This window comes from Mesorhizobium sp. B2-3-10 (assembly GCF_006442275.1).
Lineage (GTDB): Bacteria > Pseudomonadota > Alphaproteobacteria > Rhizobiales > Rhizobiaceae > Mesorhizobium > Mesorhizobium australicum.
Genome location: NZ_VFVT01000002.1, coordinates 77,968 through 94,368 on the forward strand (window position 1 = coordinate 77,968; position 16,401 = coordinate 94,368).

A 16,401-nucleotide genomic window follows, 5' to 3' on the forward strand; every position below is an offset into this window, starting at 1 on the left:
GCCTTTGCGCCCGCTTCATGCTTGCAGGAAAACTTTTACCGAGGCCCCCGCTCCAGGCTGATCCGGTAACTCAGCGAACGCCTCGCGCCCGGCGCGATCAGCATCAGGCCGGGCTTGTCGGTGAACTCGCCATCGAAATCCAACGGACTGGCAATGCCGTGCCAGGGCTCGATGCACAGGAACGGCGCGCCGCCGGGTTTGGACCAGATGCCCAGTTCCTGAAATCCCTGCCATGAGACCTCGATCGCCGGACCGTCATCGGCGCCGTAGCGAACGCTGTTGCTGGCCGGCCGGTCCAGGATCACAGCGTCGTCGTCAAACAGCCGTTCGGACAGCTCGAGCACATTGCCTTTGACCGGCGTTGGCTGCGGCGTTGCGATGAGCAGGCCATCCTTCAGCCGGCGGATCGGCGCTGGCTCTGCCTGGGCAAACGTCAGGTGATAGGCGTCCTTGGCCATATCGGGCAGAACCGGCCAGTTGAACGCCGGATGCGCCCCGATCGACGCCGGCATCGGTTCGTCGCCCGGGTTGGTAATCTCGAATTCTATGTCGAGTTGCGCCTCGCCCAGCGTATAGGTCACGGCCAGTCGAAATGCGAACGGGTAGTGCGTTCGGGTTTCCGCGTCGTCGGTGAGCACCAGCGTGCAGGATCGAGGCCCCCTCTCCGCCCACATAAAAGGCTTGTCGCGGGCGAAGCCGTGCTGCGTCATCGGATAGGTCTGGCCGCGATGGTGCAGGTGATCGCCCTTCAGCCGGCCGACGATCGGAAACAGCACCGGCGAATGGCGCCGCCAGGCCGGTCCAGCCTGCCACAGGAACTCAAATCCTCGTGCATCCCGCAGGGAAACCAACTCTGCGCCGTGGGCGATGATGGTTGCCGATATGCCATCGCCATGAAGCGTCAGACTGTCCTGTTCCATATGTCCTCGCGGTTCGTCCGGCGTGGCCGGCAGGCTAGCAAATGGCCGGGCGTGAACTCAAGGTGGCGGACGGCATTTGCATTTCACGCGATCACGATGAACCTTGATGGTGGGCCAGGCGCCCCTTTCGAAAGAAGATGGCCGGAGGTTTCCCTCCGGCCAGCCAAGACTCAAAGCTGTTGCCTGCTACGGTCCGGACTATTCCCGCTCGCCGGTAAAATTCAGCAGCAGCTGGAAGATGTTGATGAAGTTCAGATAGAGCGAGAAGGCACCGAAGACGGCGAGCTTCTGGCGCGACTCCGCATCGAAATTCTCCGCGTATTGCTCCTTGATCGTCTGCGTGTCCCAGGCCGTCAGGCCAATGAACACGGCGATGCCGATGACCGAGATGGCGAACTGCAGCGCGGTCGAGCCGAGGAAGATGTTGACGATGCTGGCGATCACCACGCCGATCAGGCCCATGATCAGGAAGGACGAGAACTGCGTCAGGTCGCGCCTTGTCGTGTAGCCATAGAGGCTGGTGGCGCCGAACATGGTGGCGGCGATGAAGAAGGTGCGCGCGATGCTGGTGCCGGTGAAGACGAGGAACACCGAAGCCAGCGACAGGCCCATGACGGCACAGAAGGCCCAAAACATCGCCTGCGCGCTTGCCGCTGACATGGTCTGCATCTTGAACGAAAACAGGAGCACGAAGGCGAGCGGCGCCAGCATCACCACCCATTTCAGCGGGCTGGAAAAGATCGGCACATAAAGCGCCGGCGTCGACGACACCAGGAAGGCGACAAGGCCGGTAACCACCAGGCCAAGACCCATATAATTGTAGACGCGCAGCATGTGCTGGCGCAGGCCCTCGTCATAGACGGCTCCAGTCCGGGCGCCTGTGCCCACGCGGTATCCAAGATTGGGCGTATTCATTCGAGGTCTCCTTTGTGGATTGGTCAGTAAAGCGTTCTGGCGAGCGTTTCGGCGGCGCGGTCGAGATCATGAACCTCGCTCTTGGCGACGACAGCGTAGGCGACATCGCCGATCTGGAAATAGGCCGAGGAGATGTCGCCCGAGGGCGCCATGGTCGGCTTGACTACATCGAAAGTGCCCGGCCGGATCGCAAACAGCGAAACCAGGCCCATCTCCTTGGTGTCGACCGCAATCTCGACACTCGGGCCGAAGCGCGACGGATAGATCTGCACGTCGCGGACCTTCCAATCCTTCGGCAGCGCCGGCATGACGATGGCGGTGGCGGCGCGGATCTCGCCGGCATTGTAATTAGGCGTCTCGGTCTGCGAGGGCATGTTTTCGCGCAGCAGCGTCGTCCTGTGTGCCTGTACCGCCTCGTCGACATAGGCGGGCGGCTGCGGTGAAGCGACGACCTTGGTCACCGACATCGGCCCGACGATGCCGTTGGCCAACCAACCGGCGGCAACGAAAGCGGCGACCGCTGCCGCGCGTTGCAGCACACCGAAGATGCGGCCCCGGCCAAGCCCCCTCTCCAGCCGCCGCGCGGCATCGGCCGTCGCCGGCCGCGCCATGCCTTCGGAGCCGGCCAGCGCCACGCGCAATTCATCGCGGGTGCGCAGATCCGACATCACACGCGCGGCCGTGTCCGGACGCGCCGACAGGAAGGCTTCGACCTCGATGCGGCGGCTAACGTCGAGCTGGTCGTCGACATAGGCGTCGAGATCGGCGTCCGTAACCGGGTCGACAAGAGCGGTCATGAGTCACCTCCCACGATCCTGAGATGATTTTTTCCGCGTGCCGGCGCCTCTTCCATCTGGCGCAGGGCGGCGCGCGCCCTGCCGATACGCGACATGAGCGTGCCCAGCGGCACGCCGCTGGCGTTGGCTGCCTGCTGGTAAGAGAGCCCTTCGATGGCGACCAGATGCAGTGCCGAGCGCTGCTCTTCCGGCAGGCTGAAAAAGGCTTCGCGAACCTGCGCCAGGCGCACGGAATGGTCTTGCGGCGCCGGGGTGCTGCCGTCGGCCAGATATCGGGCCTGTTCGAGGCGAGCGGCTTCCGAGCGGCGCGAGCGCAGACGGTCGACGAAGGTGTTGTGGACGATCGACAGCAGCCAGGCGCGCAGGTTTCCGCCCGAGCGGAACGTGCCGCGCCGCTCATAGGCGCGCACCAGCGCGTCGTGGACGAGATCCTCGGCCTCGACGCCGTCGCGCGTCAGCGAACGGGCGTAGCGCCGCAGCGACCCGAGCTGTCCTAGGATGTCAAAGCGTGGCATCGACCGTTTCATGCCCTGTTTACGGAGCATGTGGGGATTTTAATCCCGGCCCTGCCGATTTTTCTTCGCGCGAAAATATCGGTTGCAGGTATTTCGTCTCGCCTAGGTGCCGTGAGCGCCCTTAGGTCCAAGTGGTTTTGCCGGTTGGGGAACCGTGACACCGCACGCGCGCAACACCCACCGGCGGCCGTCGCTACGAAAATCGGTGATGCTCAGTGGCTCGACGTCGATCTTTGAGCTGGCGGCAAGCGGCGCCCCGAGAACATGCAGGATCGCGGCGCGGATGACGCTGGCATGGGTCACGGCGATGGTATGGCCACGTTCGGCGATCAATCGATCCATCAATCCAGCGGTCCGTCGGGCAACATCGGCCACCGACTCACCACCATGCGGGGCCACATTCGGATCCGTAAGCCATGCGGCAATTTCTTCAGGCTGTCGCGCCTGCACCTCTTCAAAGCTCTTGCCTGCCCATCGTCCGTTATTCTGGTCGGCCAGCATCGGATCGACAGTCGCGTTCAGCGACAGCGCGTCGGCGGTCTGACAGGCGCGAAGCGCCGGCGCTGTCCACACACGGTCGGCGCGACGCAGCGTCCCGCGCATCGCCTTTGCCAATGTCAGCGATCGTGGCTCCAGCGGTTCATCCGAGGGAAACCGCCCTTTCCGGGTCGCCGCCGTGGCACCGGCGCAGATCATGGTCAGACGGACGAGCATGGCATGCCTTCTCTGAAGTGGTTGAAAAGCCGCACCAGCAGGTGCCGCCTTTCGCGCCGGCGCGATCAAAACCGCTGGTGAAACGTGGCCAATTTGCGTATCACTCCGCCGCGCCAACGGAACCATAATGATGTTCGAAGACCTGCAGCCAGCTGCCGCCGACAAGATTCTTGCGCTGATCGGCCTCTATCGCGCCGATCCACGCCCTGGCAAGGTCGATCTCGGTGTCGGCGTCTACAAGGATCGCGACGGCAAGACGCCGGTTATGCGGGCCGTGCGCGAGGCCGAGAAGCGACTGCTGCAGAGCCAGGATACCAAGACCTATCTCGGCCTTGCCGGCGATACCGGGTTCAACACTATGATGGCCAAGCTCGCCTTCGGTCCAGGCGCGGACCTGTCGCGCATCCGGGCGGCACAGGCGCCCGGTGGCTCCGGCGCGCTGCGGCTGGTGGCAGAACTGCTCAAGCGGACGCGTTCGGATGCCACGGTCTGGGTCTCCGACCCGACCTGGCCGAACCATATGCCGGTGATGCGTGCCGCCGGCCTGCAGATTCGCGAATATCCCTATTTCGATGCGGCCTCGGGAGCGGTTCGTTTCGACGACATGCTGGCGGCGCTGCGGTCGGCCAACAGCGGCGACGTGGTGCTGCTGCATGGCTGCTGCCACAATCCGACCGGCGCCAATCTGGACGCGGCCCAGTGGGAGGCCATCGCCGACCTCGTCGTCGAGCGCGGCCTGCTGCCATTTGTCGACATCGCCTATCAAGGCTTTGGCGACGGCCTGGAGACCGATGCCCTCGGCTTGCGGCTGCTGGCCGCGAAAATTCCGGAAATGGTTGTCGCGTCGAGCTGCTCGAAGAATTTCGCGGTGTACCGCGACCGGGTCGGCGCGGCGATGGTCCTGGCCAGGGACGGCGCGCAGGCCGACGTCGCGATGAGCCAAATGCTGTCGGCGGCGCGCGCCATGTATTCTATGCCGCCCGACCATGGCGCGGCGGCGGTGCGCATCGTCCTGGAAGACGCCGCGCTGCGTGCCGACTGGGAAGCAGAACTGGAAGAGATGCGTCTTCGTATGCTGAGGCTTAGGGTCGCATTCGCCGAGGCGCTGCGCCGGCAATCCAATTCCGACCGCTTCGACTTCGTTGCCAGTCATCGCGGCATGTTCTCGCGGCTCGGCCTCACGGAAGCGCAGGTCGAAAGGCTGCGCGCCGAGCACGCCGTCTACATGGTCGGCGACAGCCGCATCAACGTGGCCGGCCTGCCCGAGGACGGCATGGATGACCTCGCCAAGGCGATCGTTTCCGTGCTGGACTGACGAGGCGGGTACGGTGCGCCTGTGGACAAGGTCCCCTCGCCGGCTGACAGCGTTGGCCGAGTGGCGGTTCGCGCGGTAGCATCCGCTCCATGACGCCATCGAAAGACATTTCACGCCTGATCGAGATCATGGCGGCGTTGCGCGCGCCGAAGACCGGCTGCCCGTGGGACATCGAGCAGGACTTCTCCACCATCGCGCCCTACACGATCGAGGAGGCCTACGAGGTGGCGGATGCCATCGCGCGCGGCGATCTCGACGATTTGCGCGACGAACTCGGTGACCTCCTGCTGCAGGTCGTCTACCATGCCCAGATGGCGCAGGAAGCCGGCGAATTCGCCTTCCCTGACGTTGTCCAGGCCATCACCACCAAGATGATCCGCCGCCATCCGCACGTCTTTGGCGACGAGAAGGCCCGCAGCGCCGGCATGGCCAAGGGCATGTGGGAGAAGATCAAGGCGCAGGAGAAGGCCGAGAAGCGACAAGCCCGGCTCGCGCGCGGTCTTGACCCGGAGGACAACGGCAAGGGGTTCCTGGACAGCGTTCCGGTCGCCCTGCCCGCCTTGACGCGAGCGCTGAAGCTTCAGGAAAAAGCCGCCCGCGTCGGCTTCGACTGGAGCGAGGCTGCTCCCATCCTGGACAAGATCGAGGAAGAGATCGGGGAGTTGCGCGAGGCTTTGGCCAGGGGTGAGACGGCCTCGATCAAGGACGAGTTCGGCGACATGTTGTTTGCCGTCGTCAATCTCGGCCGTCACCTGAAGCTCGATTCGGAGGCGGCGCTCAGCGGCACCAACGAGAAATTCCGCTCACGCTTCCACTATGTCGAGCAGGCCCTGGAAAAATCAGGCGGCTCGCTGGAGGAAGCTAGCCTGGAGGAGATGGAAGCGCTCTGGCAGGAAGCAAAGACTGCAAGGTAAGCCTCTATAGCTCCGGCAATTCCGGACGGAAAGCGCGATACTTATCCTGGAATTTCTGCGCGTTAGCCGTTGTTTTTGCGACGCAATCGGCTTTCAATCTCTTCTCGGGCGCTTTGCGTGGCCTTCAGCGAAACGGTGGCGCTTCCATCGTCATTGTCGGTTCGCGAAACGACATCGCCATTGCGATAAAGCCAGTCGACCAGGCCGAATTGTGCCGGCTCGATGGTCACCGTCAGGTCTTGCAGTTCGCCGGCCATCCGCGTTTCGATAACCGCTTTCAGCGCATCGATGCCTTCGCCTGACACCGCCGATACGGCAATCGGCGGCTCCTTGGAACCGTCGGTGCTATCGGCGAGCAGCCGCTGCCTGTTGCCTTCGTCCAGCAGGTCGATCTTGTTCCAGACTTCGATCACGCGCCTGGTGTCGCTGGCGTCGACGCCGAGATCGGCGAGGATGCGCTCGACGTCCTCGGCCTGCGCCGCCGTGTCGGGATCGGAAATGTCGCGCAGATGGATGACGAGATCGGCCTCGACCACCTCTTCCAAGGTCGCCCGGAACGCTGCGATCAGATGCGTCGGCAGGTCCGAAATGAAGCCCACCGTGTCGGAAAGAATGATCGGCGTGCCATGCGGCAGCCGCACGCGGCGCAGTGTCGGATCCAGCGTGGCGAACAGCATGTCCTGCGCCAGCACCCCTGCTCCGGTCAGCTTGTTGAACAGCGTCGACTTGCCAGCGTTGGTGTAGCCGACGATCGCCACCACTGGAAACGGCACCTTCTTGCGCTTGGCGCGGTGCAGGTCGCGGGTGCGGCGCACGGTTTCCAGCTCGTGCTTCAGCTTTATGATCTTTTCCTGCAACTGCCGCCGATCGGATTCGATCTGCGTTTCACCGGGGCCACCGAGGAAGCCTGCACCGCCACGCTGACGCTCCAGGTGGGTCCAGCTGCGCACCAGGCGGCCCTTCTGGTAGTTGAGATGGGCAAGCTCGACCTGCAGCGTGCCTTCCTTAGTGCGCGCCCGCTCGCCGAAGATCTCCAGGATCAGCCCGGTGCGATCCAGCACCTTGGCGTTGAATTGCTTCTCGAGATTGCGCTGTTGCACCGGCGTCAGCGGATGGTCGACGATGACCACTTCCGCGTGCCCTTCCCTGACGATCCCGGCGAACTCCTCGACCTTGCCGCTGCCCAGCAACGTCGCCGGGCGCGGGTCGTTGACGGTCACGACCGCCGTATGGATCAGATCAAGGTCGATGGCGCGGGCAAGGCCGACTGCTTCGTCGTGGCGCGCCTCGGCCGAGCGCGTCAGCCGCGGACGGTTCGTGTCATCGTCGTTACGCGGTTGGCGCGTAAGCACAGGCACAATGACAACAGCCCGGGTCGGACCCTTGGCTTCCGTCCCGGGATGATGCGCTGGTTTTCCGCGAACCGTGCCGTCCGCGTCCTTCTCACGTGCCAATCAGGCGCCCTGGCTTTCCTCGCCATCGAACATCTGAACCGGCTGGCTCGGCATGATCGTGGAAATGGCGTGCTTGTAGACGAGTTGGGAGTGACCGTCGCGGCGCAGCAGGACGCAGAAATTATCGAAAGAAGTGACCACGCCGGTCAGCTTCACGCCGTTGATAAGAAAGATGGTGAGTGGGTTCTTGCTCTTGCGAACTGAATTCAGGAACAGGTCCTGAAGGTTTTGCGATCGTTCCGCCATTGTTTTTGTCTTTCGCCGATCCCCTTCGGTTTGCAGCCAATGCGCCAAATTAGCGGGCACATGTCAAGCGCGCAAACACCCTCTTGCCGTCAGTAACGACAAGCAGAACGAGATATATTGATGTTCATTCCACCTGTGCGGTTATCAGGCTGGACTTTTTTCCGCAATGTCAAAAAAGGCATGCCGCAACGAAAGTGTTATTGAGCCGGGGTGGCCATTGGCTATGGGATCGCCGTCAATGGCCACGATCGGCATGGCAATAGTCGTCGCGGAACTGATGAATGCTTCGCGGGCCGCTTTGGCCTCGGCGACGGAAAATTCCCGTTCCTCGATCTTCAGGCCGAGCCTTGCCGCGACTTCGAACATGGTGGTGCGCGTGATGCCGCGCAGAATGCCATGTTCGGCCGGCCGGGTGACCAGAACGCCATCCTTGGTAACGATCCAGGCATTCGACGACCCGCCTTCCTTGACGTTGCCGTCGGCATCCACGAACCACGCCTCCTGTGCGCCCGCTTCCTTGGCCTTCTGCTTGGCCAATACATTGGGCAGCAGCCCGACGGTCTTGATGTCGACACGGTCCCACCGGTTCTCCGGCACGGTGATGACGGCGATACCGGTCTCGGCTCGCTTGGCACCCGCGGCAGGATCAGCCTTCCTGGCTGTCACCACCAGCGCGGGCTTGACGTTCGCCGATGGGAAGACAAATTCCCGGCTGGCGACACCGCGCGTCACCTGAACATAGACCAGGCCGTTGACGACATGATTGCGGTTGACCACTTCGCGCAGGATCAGCGGCAACACATTGCGTGTCACCGGCCAGGCGATCGACAGTTCGGTCAGCGAGCGGTTCAGCCGGGCAAGGTGGCGCGGCATGTCGACGATGAAGCCGCGCGCCACCTCGCAGACCTCGTAGACGCCGTCGGCGAACTGGTAGCCGCGATCCTCGATATGCACGGCGGCATCGGCATGAGTGATGTAGCGCCCGTTAACATAGGCAATGCGCGGCATGGTCACCTCGGGAGATTTGGTTCGGCCTGTTTAGGCGATTCCGCCGTGCAGGTAACGGACAATCGCGTGGGCCACCGAGGATTGGGTCAGACGCCCAGCGACTTCAGCTTGCGGTGCAAGGCGGAACGCTCCATGCCGATGAACTCGGCTGTCTTCGAAATGTTGCCGCCGAACCGGTTGATCTGGGCGATCAGATAGTCCTTTTCGAACTGTTCGCGTGCCTCGCGTAGCGGCAGCGCCATTATATGCTGGTCCGACTGGTTGGGCGTGCGCGGCATGACATCGCCGATTTCGGACGGCAGCAGATCCGCGGTGATCGGCGCGTCCACGTCCTCGCCGCGCGCCAGGATCATCAGTCGCTCGACGTTGTTGCGCAACTGGCGCACGTTGCCCGGCCAGTTGTGCGCCTGCAGCACGGCCAGCGCGTCGTCGCCGATACGGCGTGGCTTGATGCCAGCCTGGCGGGCGATCTGCTTCATGAAGTTGTCGACGAGATAGGGAATGTCCTCGCGCCGCTCGGCCAGTCCCGGCACCATGACCGGAACCACGGCGAGTCGGTGATAGAGATCCTCGCGGAAACGCCCGTCGGCGATCATCGCCTCGAGGTTCTGCGAGGTCGAGGAAATGATGCGGACGTCGACCTTGACCCGCTTAGTACCGCCCACCCGCTCGAATTGCTGTTCGACCAGGACGCGCAAAATCTTGTTCTGCGTCTCGCGCGGCATGTCGGCCACTTCGTCGATGTAGAGAATGCCGCGATGGGCCTCCTCCAGCGCCCCCACCTTGCGTTCGACCCCGTTCGATTCGGTGCCGAACAGTTCGATCTCCATGCGTTCAGGCGTGATATTGGCGGCGCTCAGTGTCACGAACGGCCCGCCCTTGCGCGTCGACAGCGTATGAATGGCGCGGGCGGCCAGTTCCTTGCCCGATCCGGAAGGGCCAACGATCATCACCCGGCTGTTGGTCGGCGCGACACGCTCGATGGTCTGGCGCAACTGGCTCATCGCCGAGGACATGCCGATCAAATCGAAAGTCTCGCCGCTGCGCAGCTTGAGGTCGGAAACTTCGCGGCGCAGTTTCGAGGTCTCGAGTGCGCGTTCGGCAATGAGGATCAGCCTGTCGGCCTTGAACGGCTTTTCGATGAAATCATAGGCGCCGCGACGGATGGCGGAAACCGCCGTTTCGATGTTGCCGTGGCCTGAAATCATCACTACCGGCAGGTTCGGGTGCATGGTCTTGATCTCGTCGAGCAGCGCCAAGCCGTCCAGACGCGAACCCTGCAGCCAGATATCAAGGAAGATCAGCCTCGGTGCTCGGTCGGCGATAGCCGCCAGTGCGCTGTCGGCATCGAATGCCGTACGGGTTTCGTGACCCTCGTCACTCAGGATGCCCGCGACGAGTTCGCGGATGTCTTCCTCGTCATCGACGATGAGAATATCAGACGCCATTATCGACCTTTTCAGTTTCTCTTTCGTGGTCCGCCTTGGTTTCGCCGCGCGGCAGCGCGCTGGTTGCAGGCGGCAGGATGATGCTGATCATCGCGCCGCGCCCGCCGTGGAAATCCGCAGGCGCGTCATGGAGTTCCAGCCTGCCGCCATGGTCCTCCACGATCTTCTTGACGATAGCGAGACCAAGCCCGGTGCCCTTTTCACGCGTGGTCATATAGGGCTCCAGCAACCGTTGGCGATTCTCGCGCGGCAGGCCTTTGCCATTGTCGATGACATCGATGCGAATCGCGCCATTCTGACGGCCGGCTTGAATCCGGATTATGCCGTGCGAACCGTCCTTATGTTCCAGTCCGTCGATCGCCTCGGCGGCATTCTTGATCACATTGCCGAAAGCCTGGGCCATCAGCCGGCTGTCGAACGTGCCCTTGAGCGGCTCGTTGCCGAATATCCGCTCGAAGGTGATGTCGGCGCGGCTGACTTCGACCAGGAAGGAAGCCTCGCGCAGCGATTCGCGCAGGTCGATGGCCTTCATCTCGGGCTTTGGCATGCGCGCGAAAGCCGAGAACTCGTCGACCATGCGGCCGATATCCTCCACCTGCCGGATAATGGTGTCGGTGCACTGGTCGAAAACCTCGCGGTCTTCGGTGATGACCTTGCCGTAGCGGCGCTTGATGCGTTCGGCGGAAAGCTGGATCGGCGTCAGCGGATTCTTGATCTCGTGGGCGATGCGCCGCGCCACGTCGGCCCAAGCGGATGAGCGCTGGGCCTGAACCAGATCGGTGATGTCGTCGACGGTCACGACATAGGATTTTTCCTCCGAGCCGTCGTCGCCTGCCTCGATGGTGACCTGCACATTGAAGGTCCGCTCGGCGCCGGCGCGATAGAAGGTCACCTGTTCGCGGTAGACCGGCTTGCCGGATTTACGGCCGATCTCGAAGACGCGGCCGACATGCGGCAGGATCGCGGAAAGATTCTGCCCAAGTGCCGCGCTGGCGGAAACGGCCAGCATCGATTCGGCAGAACGATTGACGATGGTGATGATGCCGTAAGGGTCGACGCCGATGACGCCGGCGGTGACGCCGGCAAGCACGGCTTCGGAAAAACGCCGCCTCTCATCGATCAGGTCCTTCGCCGACAGGATCTCGTTGCGTTGTGATTTGAGCTCCAGCAGCATCTTGTTGAACGTGTCGCCGAGCGAGGCGACATCGCCATCGGATGGCCGCACCGGCACCGCGACGTCGAGATTGCCGGTCGCGACTTCGTCGGCAGCGCCGATCAGCTGACGGATCGGCCGCACGAGCCGGTCGGCAACAGCTATGCCGGTCCAGATTGCCGATAGGATGATGATCAGGGTCAGCGACAGATAGGGCAGCGCAAACGCCACTTGCGAGGTACGCCTGTTGTCCTCGAGATTGCGATACTCGTCGGTGTTGGACCTGACGATCTGCCGCGCCTTGATCACCTCGGGGTCGACCAGACGGATGGTGTAGAGATAGAGGCCATCGAGCTCGCGCAGCTTGACGATGGCGCCCATGATGTTGCGCGTGCGCGGCTCGATCAGCACCGGCTTGCCGTCGGTGGCGGTGGCCACCGCTCCTTCCGGCGGTTCCGGCATGGCGAAATCGGCATCGGTCTTGGCGCTCATGACGAAGGAGCCATCGGGCTTGATCAGGGCGGCATGCGCCAGCGAGCGCCCCACGGCTTCCTTGTTCATGAGATCGAGAAAGCCGGTGCGATCGAGGCCGTAGAGCGTTCGCGACGCATCGAGATCGTAGGCCATCGACAACGTCGTACCCTGCAGGTTGCGCGCGTTCTCCTGCACATAGGCGTCGGCGATCGACAGGGACGAATTGACGATCGTCTTGGTGCGAATTTCGAACCAGCGATCAAGGCCGATATCGAGCGTGATCGAGGCGATGATCGCCACCATGATGGCGGGAATGGCGGCAACGAGAGCGAACATGGCAACGATGCGCACATGCAGCCGAGAAGCCGCTTTGCCATGCCGGCGCGCCATGACGATGCGATGCACCTCGCGTCCAACCAGCGCGATGAGGAAGAGCACGAAGGCGGCGTTGAGAGCGATCAGCGCCCAGGTCGTTTTGGCGTCAGGCGCAATCGGTGTCGCACCGACCAGGATGGCGAACGAAATAGCCGCCATGACCAAGGCACCGACGACCGCCACCACGCCGGGGAGTGCCAGCAGCCGGCGCCCGTCGCGCGCGCCAGGTTCGCTGAAGAGCGGTTTGTTGAGTACAGGTGTCTGCGGAGCCATGTCGCCGTCTAGAGCCAGTGATTGCGTCCGATCTATGCAACGCATTGTGGCGATTATGCAACAAGTGTGACAACTACAGGACTCTTTCCCCGGTCGGTCCCCTGAAAAGATCCTGTATGCAGCGCGGGCTCAGGTCTGGCGGGAGGACTTGTAAACGTTGACGCCCAATTCGCGAATCTTCTTGCGCAGGGTGTTGCGGTTGAGTCCCAGGAGCTCAGCGGCCTTGATCTGGTTGCCGCGGGTTGCCGTCATCGAAGCCAGCACCAACGGATATTCGACTTCGGACAAGATACGCTCGTACAGACCGGCAGGCGGCAATTCGCCCGCAAAGGAGGCGAAATAGCGCTGCAGGAAGTGCTCCACCGCCTGCCCGATGGAAAGATCGTCGGGAATGAGGTTGCCGCCACCCGGGACCACGGGGCGTTCGCCCGTCTTGAGCTCCGTCTCGATGATCTCGGCGGAAATCTCGTCCTGCGAATAAAGCGCGGCGAGCCTGCGGACCAGGTTTTCCAGCTCGCGCACATTGCCTGGCCAGGGATAGCGCTTCATCAGTTCGATGCCCCCGGAAGAGATGCGCTTGGTCTGCAGCCCCTCCATTTCGCCGAGCTTGAAGAAATGGCGCACCAGATCGGGCACATCCTCGGAGCGTTCGCGCAAGGCCGGCAACCTGAGCGGCACGACATTGAGACGGTAGAAAAGATCCTCGCGGAAGAGGCCCTGGTTGATCAGCGTACGCAGGTCCTTGTTGGTGGCGGCGACAATGCGCACATCGGTCTTGATCGGCGTGCGGCCGCCGACAGTCGTGTACTCGCCCTGCTGCAGGACGCGCAGCAAGCGCGTCTGCGCCTCCATCGGCATGTCGCCGATCTCGTCAAGGAACAGCGTGCCGCCCTCCGCCTGCTCGAAACGGCCAGTCGAGCGGCTCTGCGCGCCGGTGAAGGCGCCCTTCTCGTGACCGAACAGTTCCGATTCAATAAGGTCGCGCGGGATAGCCGCCATGTTGATGGCAACGAACGGGCCGCCACGACGGCGCCCATATTCATGCAGCGCTCGTGCCACCAGTTCCTTGCCGGTGCCCGATTCGCCCGAAATCATCACCGTCAGGTCGGTCTGCATCATGCGCGCCAGCATGCGGTAGATGTCCTGCATGGCCGCCGAACGGCCGACCAGCGGCATCGTTTCGGGCGGCTCTTCTTGCCTGGCATCGATCTTCGGCCGCCGGGGCTCGGACAAAGCGCGGTTGACGATGTTGAGGAGTTCGGTCAGATCGAAGGGCTTCGGCAGATATTCATAGGCGCCCGTTTCGGAAGCGCGGATCGCCGTCATGAAGGTATTCTGGGCGCTCATGACGATGACAGGCAGTTCCGGCCGCGCCTTCTTGATGCGCGGCAGCATGTCGAAAGCGTTCTCGTCCGGCATCACGACGTCGGTGATGACGAGATCACCCTCGCCGGCCGCGACCCAGCGCCACAGGGTCGACGCGTTGGAGGTGACGCGCACCTCGTGACCGACACGCGACAGGGCCTGATTGAGAACGGTGCGGATCGCAGCATCGTCGTCGGCGACCAGAATATTGCCGCGAACGGTCATTTGCGGTCTCCTTCACCGTCTTGATCAGCGCCAAGCGCCGTTTCCTTCCAGGCCGGCATGAGGACCCGGAATGTTGTCGCGCGCGGCGTCGAATCGCATTCGATGATGCCGCCATGTTCACCGACGATCTTGGCGACCAGCGCCAGCCCGAGCCCCGAGCCGTTCGGCTTGGTGGTGATGAAGGGATCGAACAGGATCGGCAGGATATCCTCCGACACGCCGGAACCATTGTCGCGCACGCAGAACTCCAGCGGCAGCGACACGCGGTCCTGCGTCCCCGGAACCGAAACGCGAATACCGGGCCGGAAGGCGGTGGACAGCACGATCTCGCCCTGGGGGTCGCTACCGATTGCCTCGGCGGCGTTCTTGATCAGATTAAGGAACACCTGGATCAGCTGATCACGATTGGCAAACACCGGAGGCAATGATGGATCATAGTCCTCCAGTATCTTGATTTTCCTAGCGAAACCGTTCTTTGCGATCGCTTTCACGTGATCGAGCACCACATGGATGTTGACGGGATAGCGGTCGATCGGCCGCTCGTCGGAAAACACCTCCATGCGGTCGACCAGCGATACGATACGGTCCGTCTCGTCGGTGATCAGCCGCGTCAGCGCGCGATCCTCATCGGAAGCGGACAGCTCGAGCAGCTGAGCCGCCCCCCTGATGCCGGAGAGCGGGTTCTTGATCTCATGCGCCAGCATCGCCGCCAGACCGGTCACCGAGCGCGCCGCGCCGCGATGCGTCATCTGCCGGTCGATCTTGTCGGCCATCGACCGCTCCTGGAACATGACCACGACGGAGCCCGGAAACTCCGGCACCGGCGCGACATAGAGATCGACGACCTTTTCGATGCCGAGGCGCGGCGACGAAACGTCGACCCGATATTCGTTGACGGGCGCGCGGCGCTCGCGCACCTGGTCGACCAGTGTAAGCAGCGGACTGCCGAAGGGTATGAGCTTGGACAGGGTGTTGCGCGCCAGCATGGTCGCGCTGGAGCGAAAGAAGTCCTCGGCATCGGCATTGGCAAAGGTGATGAAGCCTTCCTCGCTGATCATGATCACCGGGCGGCGGATCGTGTTTAGTACGATCTGGGCAGCATCCGCCATTTCAACGCCTTGGCCAGGAATTGCGGTCATGCGGCGCTCCGCAGGTTCAAGGTTTGCGGGTCGCGCGAAAACACGTCACGCAGCAAGGCAATGACGCGGGCCGGTTCGGACGCGGTCAATATCGCTTTCCTACTCTCGCCAGCGACACCCCCGGCATGTCGATCGAGATACCAGCCCAGATGCTTGCGCGCCTGGCGCAGGCCGCTCTCGATGCCGTAAAGCGCCAGCATGTCCTCGTAGTGGGCGACGACATAATCGGTAAGCGCTTGCGGGGTCTCGGGAATGCCGGGCGAAAATGTCCCGGCGGCAGCCGCAGCGATGCCGCCGGCGACCCACGGCGCGCCATAATGGGCGCGGCCGACCATTAATGCATCGGCGCCGGACTGTTCGAGAACGGCGGCTGCCTCGCTTGGGGAGCAGACATCGCCATTGGCGACGACCGGAATGGAGACAGCCTCCTTGACGCGAGCGATGGCGCGCCAGTCCGCCTTGCCCTGGTAGAACTGACAGCGTGTGCGGCCATGGACCGTGACCATCCTGACGCCCGCCTGCTCGGCCCGGCGCGCCAGGACAGGAGCGTTGAGTGCGCCTTCGTCCCAACCCAGCCGCATCTTGACCGTCACCGGCACCTTGACCGCGCCTACCACGGCCTCGATCAGCGAGAGCGCGTGGTCGAGGTCCAGCATCAATGCCGAACCGGCATAGCCACCGGTGACCTTCTTGGCCGGGCAGCCCATATTGATGTCGATGATGTCGGCGCCCTCGCCGGCGGCGATCCGCGCGCCTTCGGCCATATGCATGGCCTCGCGCCCGGCAAGCTGCACCATGTGGACGGGCAGCCCGGAATGGCGTATCCGCAGACCACAACCCGCCCTGCCCTTGGCGAGTTCGCCGCTGGCCACCATTTCGGACACCACCAGGCCTGCGCCATGCCCATGGGCGCGCTGCCTGAACGCCTCGTCCGTGATCCCCGACATTGGCGCGAGGAAGACGCGGTTGCGTATTCTGACGCCGCCGACGTCGAGAGACTGGGCCAATCCGGTCAAGTTAACCATGCACAAAAACCAAGCACGTCCATTCGTTGCACATTCTCTAGCCAGATCGAGAGAAATGTGCAACGCGGAATGACGCCACATTAAGGCGCAATTGGGAAAATGCTGGCCTTCGGCCTTGGCCGCGAT

The 16,401-nt window shown here is 63.0% G+C and carries 15 protein-coding genes; 2 read left to right on the forward strand and 13 right to left on the reverse strand.

Annotation, left to right across the window (positions count from 1 at the left end; genetic code table 11):
* Positions 1-35: 35 nt before the first annotated feature.
* The 5 genes from FJ943_RS06895 to FJ943_RS06915 all read right to left on the reverse strand — a co-directional run bounded on the left by FJ943_RS06895 (position 36) and on the right by FJ943_RS06915 (position 3,861).
* Positions 36-920, reverse strand: coding sequence for an aldose 1-epimerase family protein (locus tag FJ943_RS06895; RefSeq protein ID WP_140720485.1), 885 nt, complete (start codon positions 918-920; stop codon positions 36-38).
* Positions 921-1,118: 198 nt separating this feature from the next.
* Positions 1,119-1,835 carry a Bax inhibitor-1/YccA family protein gene (locus FJ943_RS06900; protein WP_015317911.1) on the reverse strand — a complete coding sequence of 239 codons (717 nt, stop codon included), beginning with the start codon at positions 1,833-1,835 and terminating at the stop codon, positions 1,119-1,121.
* 23 nt (positions 1,836-1,858) lie between these two features.
* A complete protein-coding gene (locus FJ943_RS06905; RefSeq protein WP_140720487.1) occupies positions 1,859-2,632 on the reverse strand; it encodes an anti-sigma factor in 774 nt (257 codons plus the stop codon).
* Positions 2,629-3,147 carry a sigma-70 family RNA polymerase sigma factor gene (locus tag FJ943_RS06910; protein WP_246671839.1) on the reverse strand — a complete coding sequence of 173 codons (519 nt, stop codon included), beginning with the start codon at positions 3,145-3,147 and terminating at the stop codon, positions 2,629-2,631. Before FJ943_RS06910 ends, FJ943_RS06905 begins: the two co-directional genes overlap by 4 nt.
* A 102-nt stretch (positions 3,148-3,249) precedes the next feature.
* Positions 3,250-3,861: a histidine phosphatase family protein gene (locus FJ943_RS06915; protein ID WP_140720491.1), complete on the reverse strand. Its 612-nt coding sequence runs from the start codon at positions 3,859-3,861 to the stop codon at positions 3,250-3,252.
* A 130-nt stretch (positions 3,862-3,991) separates the two neighbouring features.
* On the opposite strand from FJ943_RS06915, the gene FJ943_RS06920 reads away from it, so the two are divergent.
* Both FJ943_RS06920 and mazG read left to right on the forward strand, forming a co-directional pair.
* Positions 3,992-5,176, forward strand: coding sequence for an amino acid aminotransferase (locus FJ943_RS06920; protein ID WP_140720977.1), 1,185 nt, complete (start codon positions 3,992-3,994; stop codon positions 5,174-5,176).
* Between the two features lie 89 nt (positions 5,177-5,265).
* Positions 5,266-6,090: a nucleoside triphosphate pyrophosphohydrolase gene (gene mazG, locus FJ943_RS06925; protein ID WP_015317916.1), complete on the forward strand. Its 825-nt coding sequence runs from the start codon at positions 5,266-5,268 to the stop codon at positions 6,088-6,090.
* Between the two features lie 62 nt (positions 6,091-6,152).
* On the opposite strand, the gene hflX is transcribed toward mazG, so the two are convergent.
* The 8 genes from hflX to dusB all read right to left on the reverse strand — a co-directional run bounded on the left by hflX (position 6,153) and on the right by dusB (position 16,275).
* On the reverse strand, positions 6,153-7,544 hold the full coding sequence (hflX, locus tag FJ943_RS06930) for a GTPase HflX (RefSeq protein ID WP_015317917.1): 1,392 nt from the start codon (positions 7,542-7,544) through the stop codon (positions 6,153-6,155).
* Complete coding sequence (gene hfq, locus FJ943_RS06935) at positions 7,545-7,790, reverse strand: RNA chaperone Hfq (RefSeq protein ID WP_006202172.1); 246 nt, start codon at positions 7,788-7,790, stop codon at positions 7,545-7,547.
* A gap of 144 nt (positions 7,791-7,934) precedes the next feature.
* Positions 7,935-8,798: a D-amino-acid transaminase gene (locus tag FJ943_RS06940; RefSeq protein ID WP_140619610.1), complete on the reverse strand. Its 864-nt coding sequence runs from the start codon at positions 8,796-8,798 to the stop codon at positions 7,935-7,937.
* 86 nt (positions 8,799-8,884) lie between these two features.
* The gene (locus FJ943_RS06945; protein ID WP_015317919.1) at positions 8,885-10,246 is read right to left on the reverse strand and encodes a sigma-54 dependent transcriptional regulator; all 1,362 of its coding nucleotides are present in this window, start codon (positions 10,244-10,246) and stop codon (positions 8,885-8,887) included.
* Positions 10,236-12,521, reverse strand: coding sequence for a PAS domain-containing sensor histidine kinase (locus FJ943_RS06950; protein ID WP_015317920.1), 2,286 nt, complete (start codon positions 12,519-12,521; stop codon positions 10,236-10,238). The genes FJ943_RS06945 and FJ943_RS06950 overlap by 11 nt, the downstream gene beginning before the upstream one ends.
* 129 nt (positions 12,522-12,650) lie before the next feature.
* The gene (ntrC, locus tag FJ943_RS06955; RefSeq protein WP_023783973.1) at positions 12,651-14,111 is read right to left on the reverse strand and encodes a nitrogen regulation protein NR(I); all 1,461 of its coding nucleotides are present in this window, start codon (positions 14,109-14,111) and stop codon (positions 12,651-12,653) included.
* Entirely contained in the window at positions 14,108-15,250 is a 1,143-nt protein-coding gene (locus FJ943_RS06960) for a nitrogen regulation protein NR(II) (RefSeq protein WP_140720493.1), read from the reverse strand. The genes ntrC and FJ943_RS06960 overlap by 4 nt, the downstream gene beginning before the upstream one ends.
* Positions 15,247-16,275, reverse strand: a complete 1,029-nt coding sequence (gene dusB / locus FJ943_RS06965) for a tRNA dihydrouridine synthase DusB (RefSeq protein WP_140720495.1) — start codon at positions 16,273-16,275, stop codon at positions 15,247-15,249. The genes FJ943_RS06960 and dusB overlap by 4 nt, the downstream gene beginning before the upstream one ends.
* Positions 16,276-16,401 lie beyond the last annotated feature (126 nt).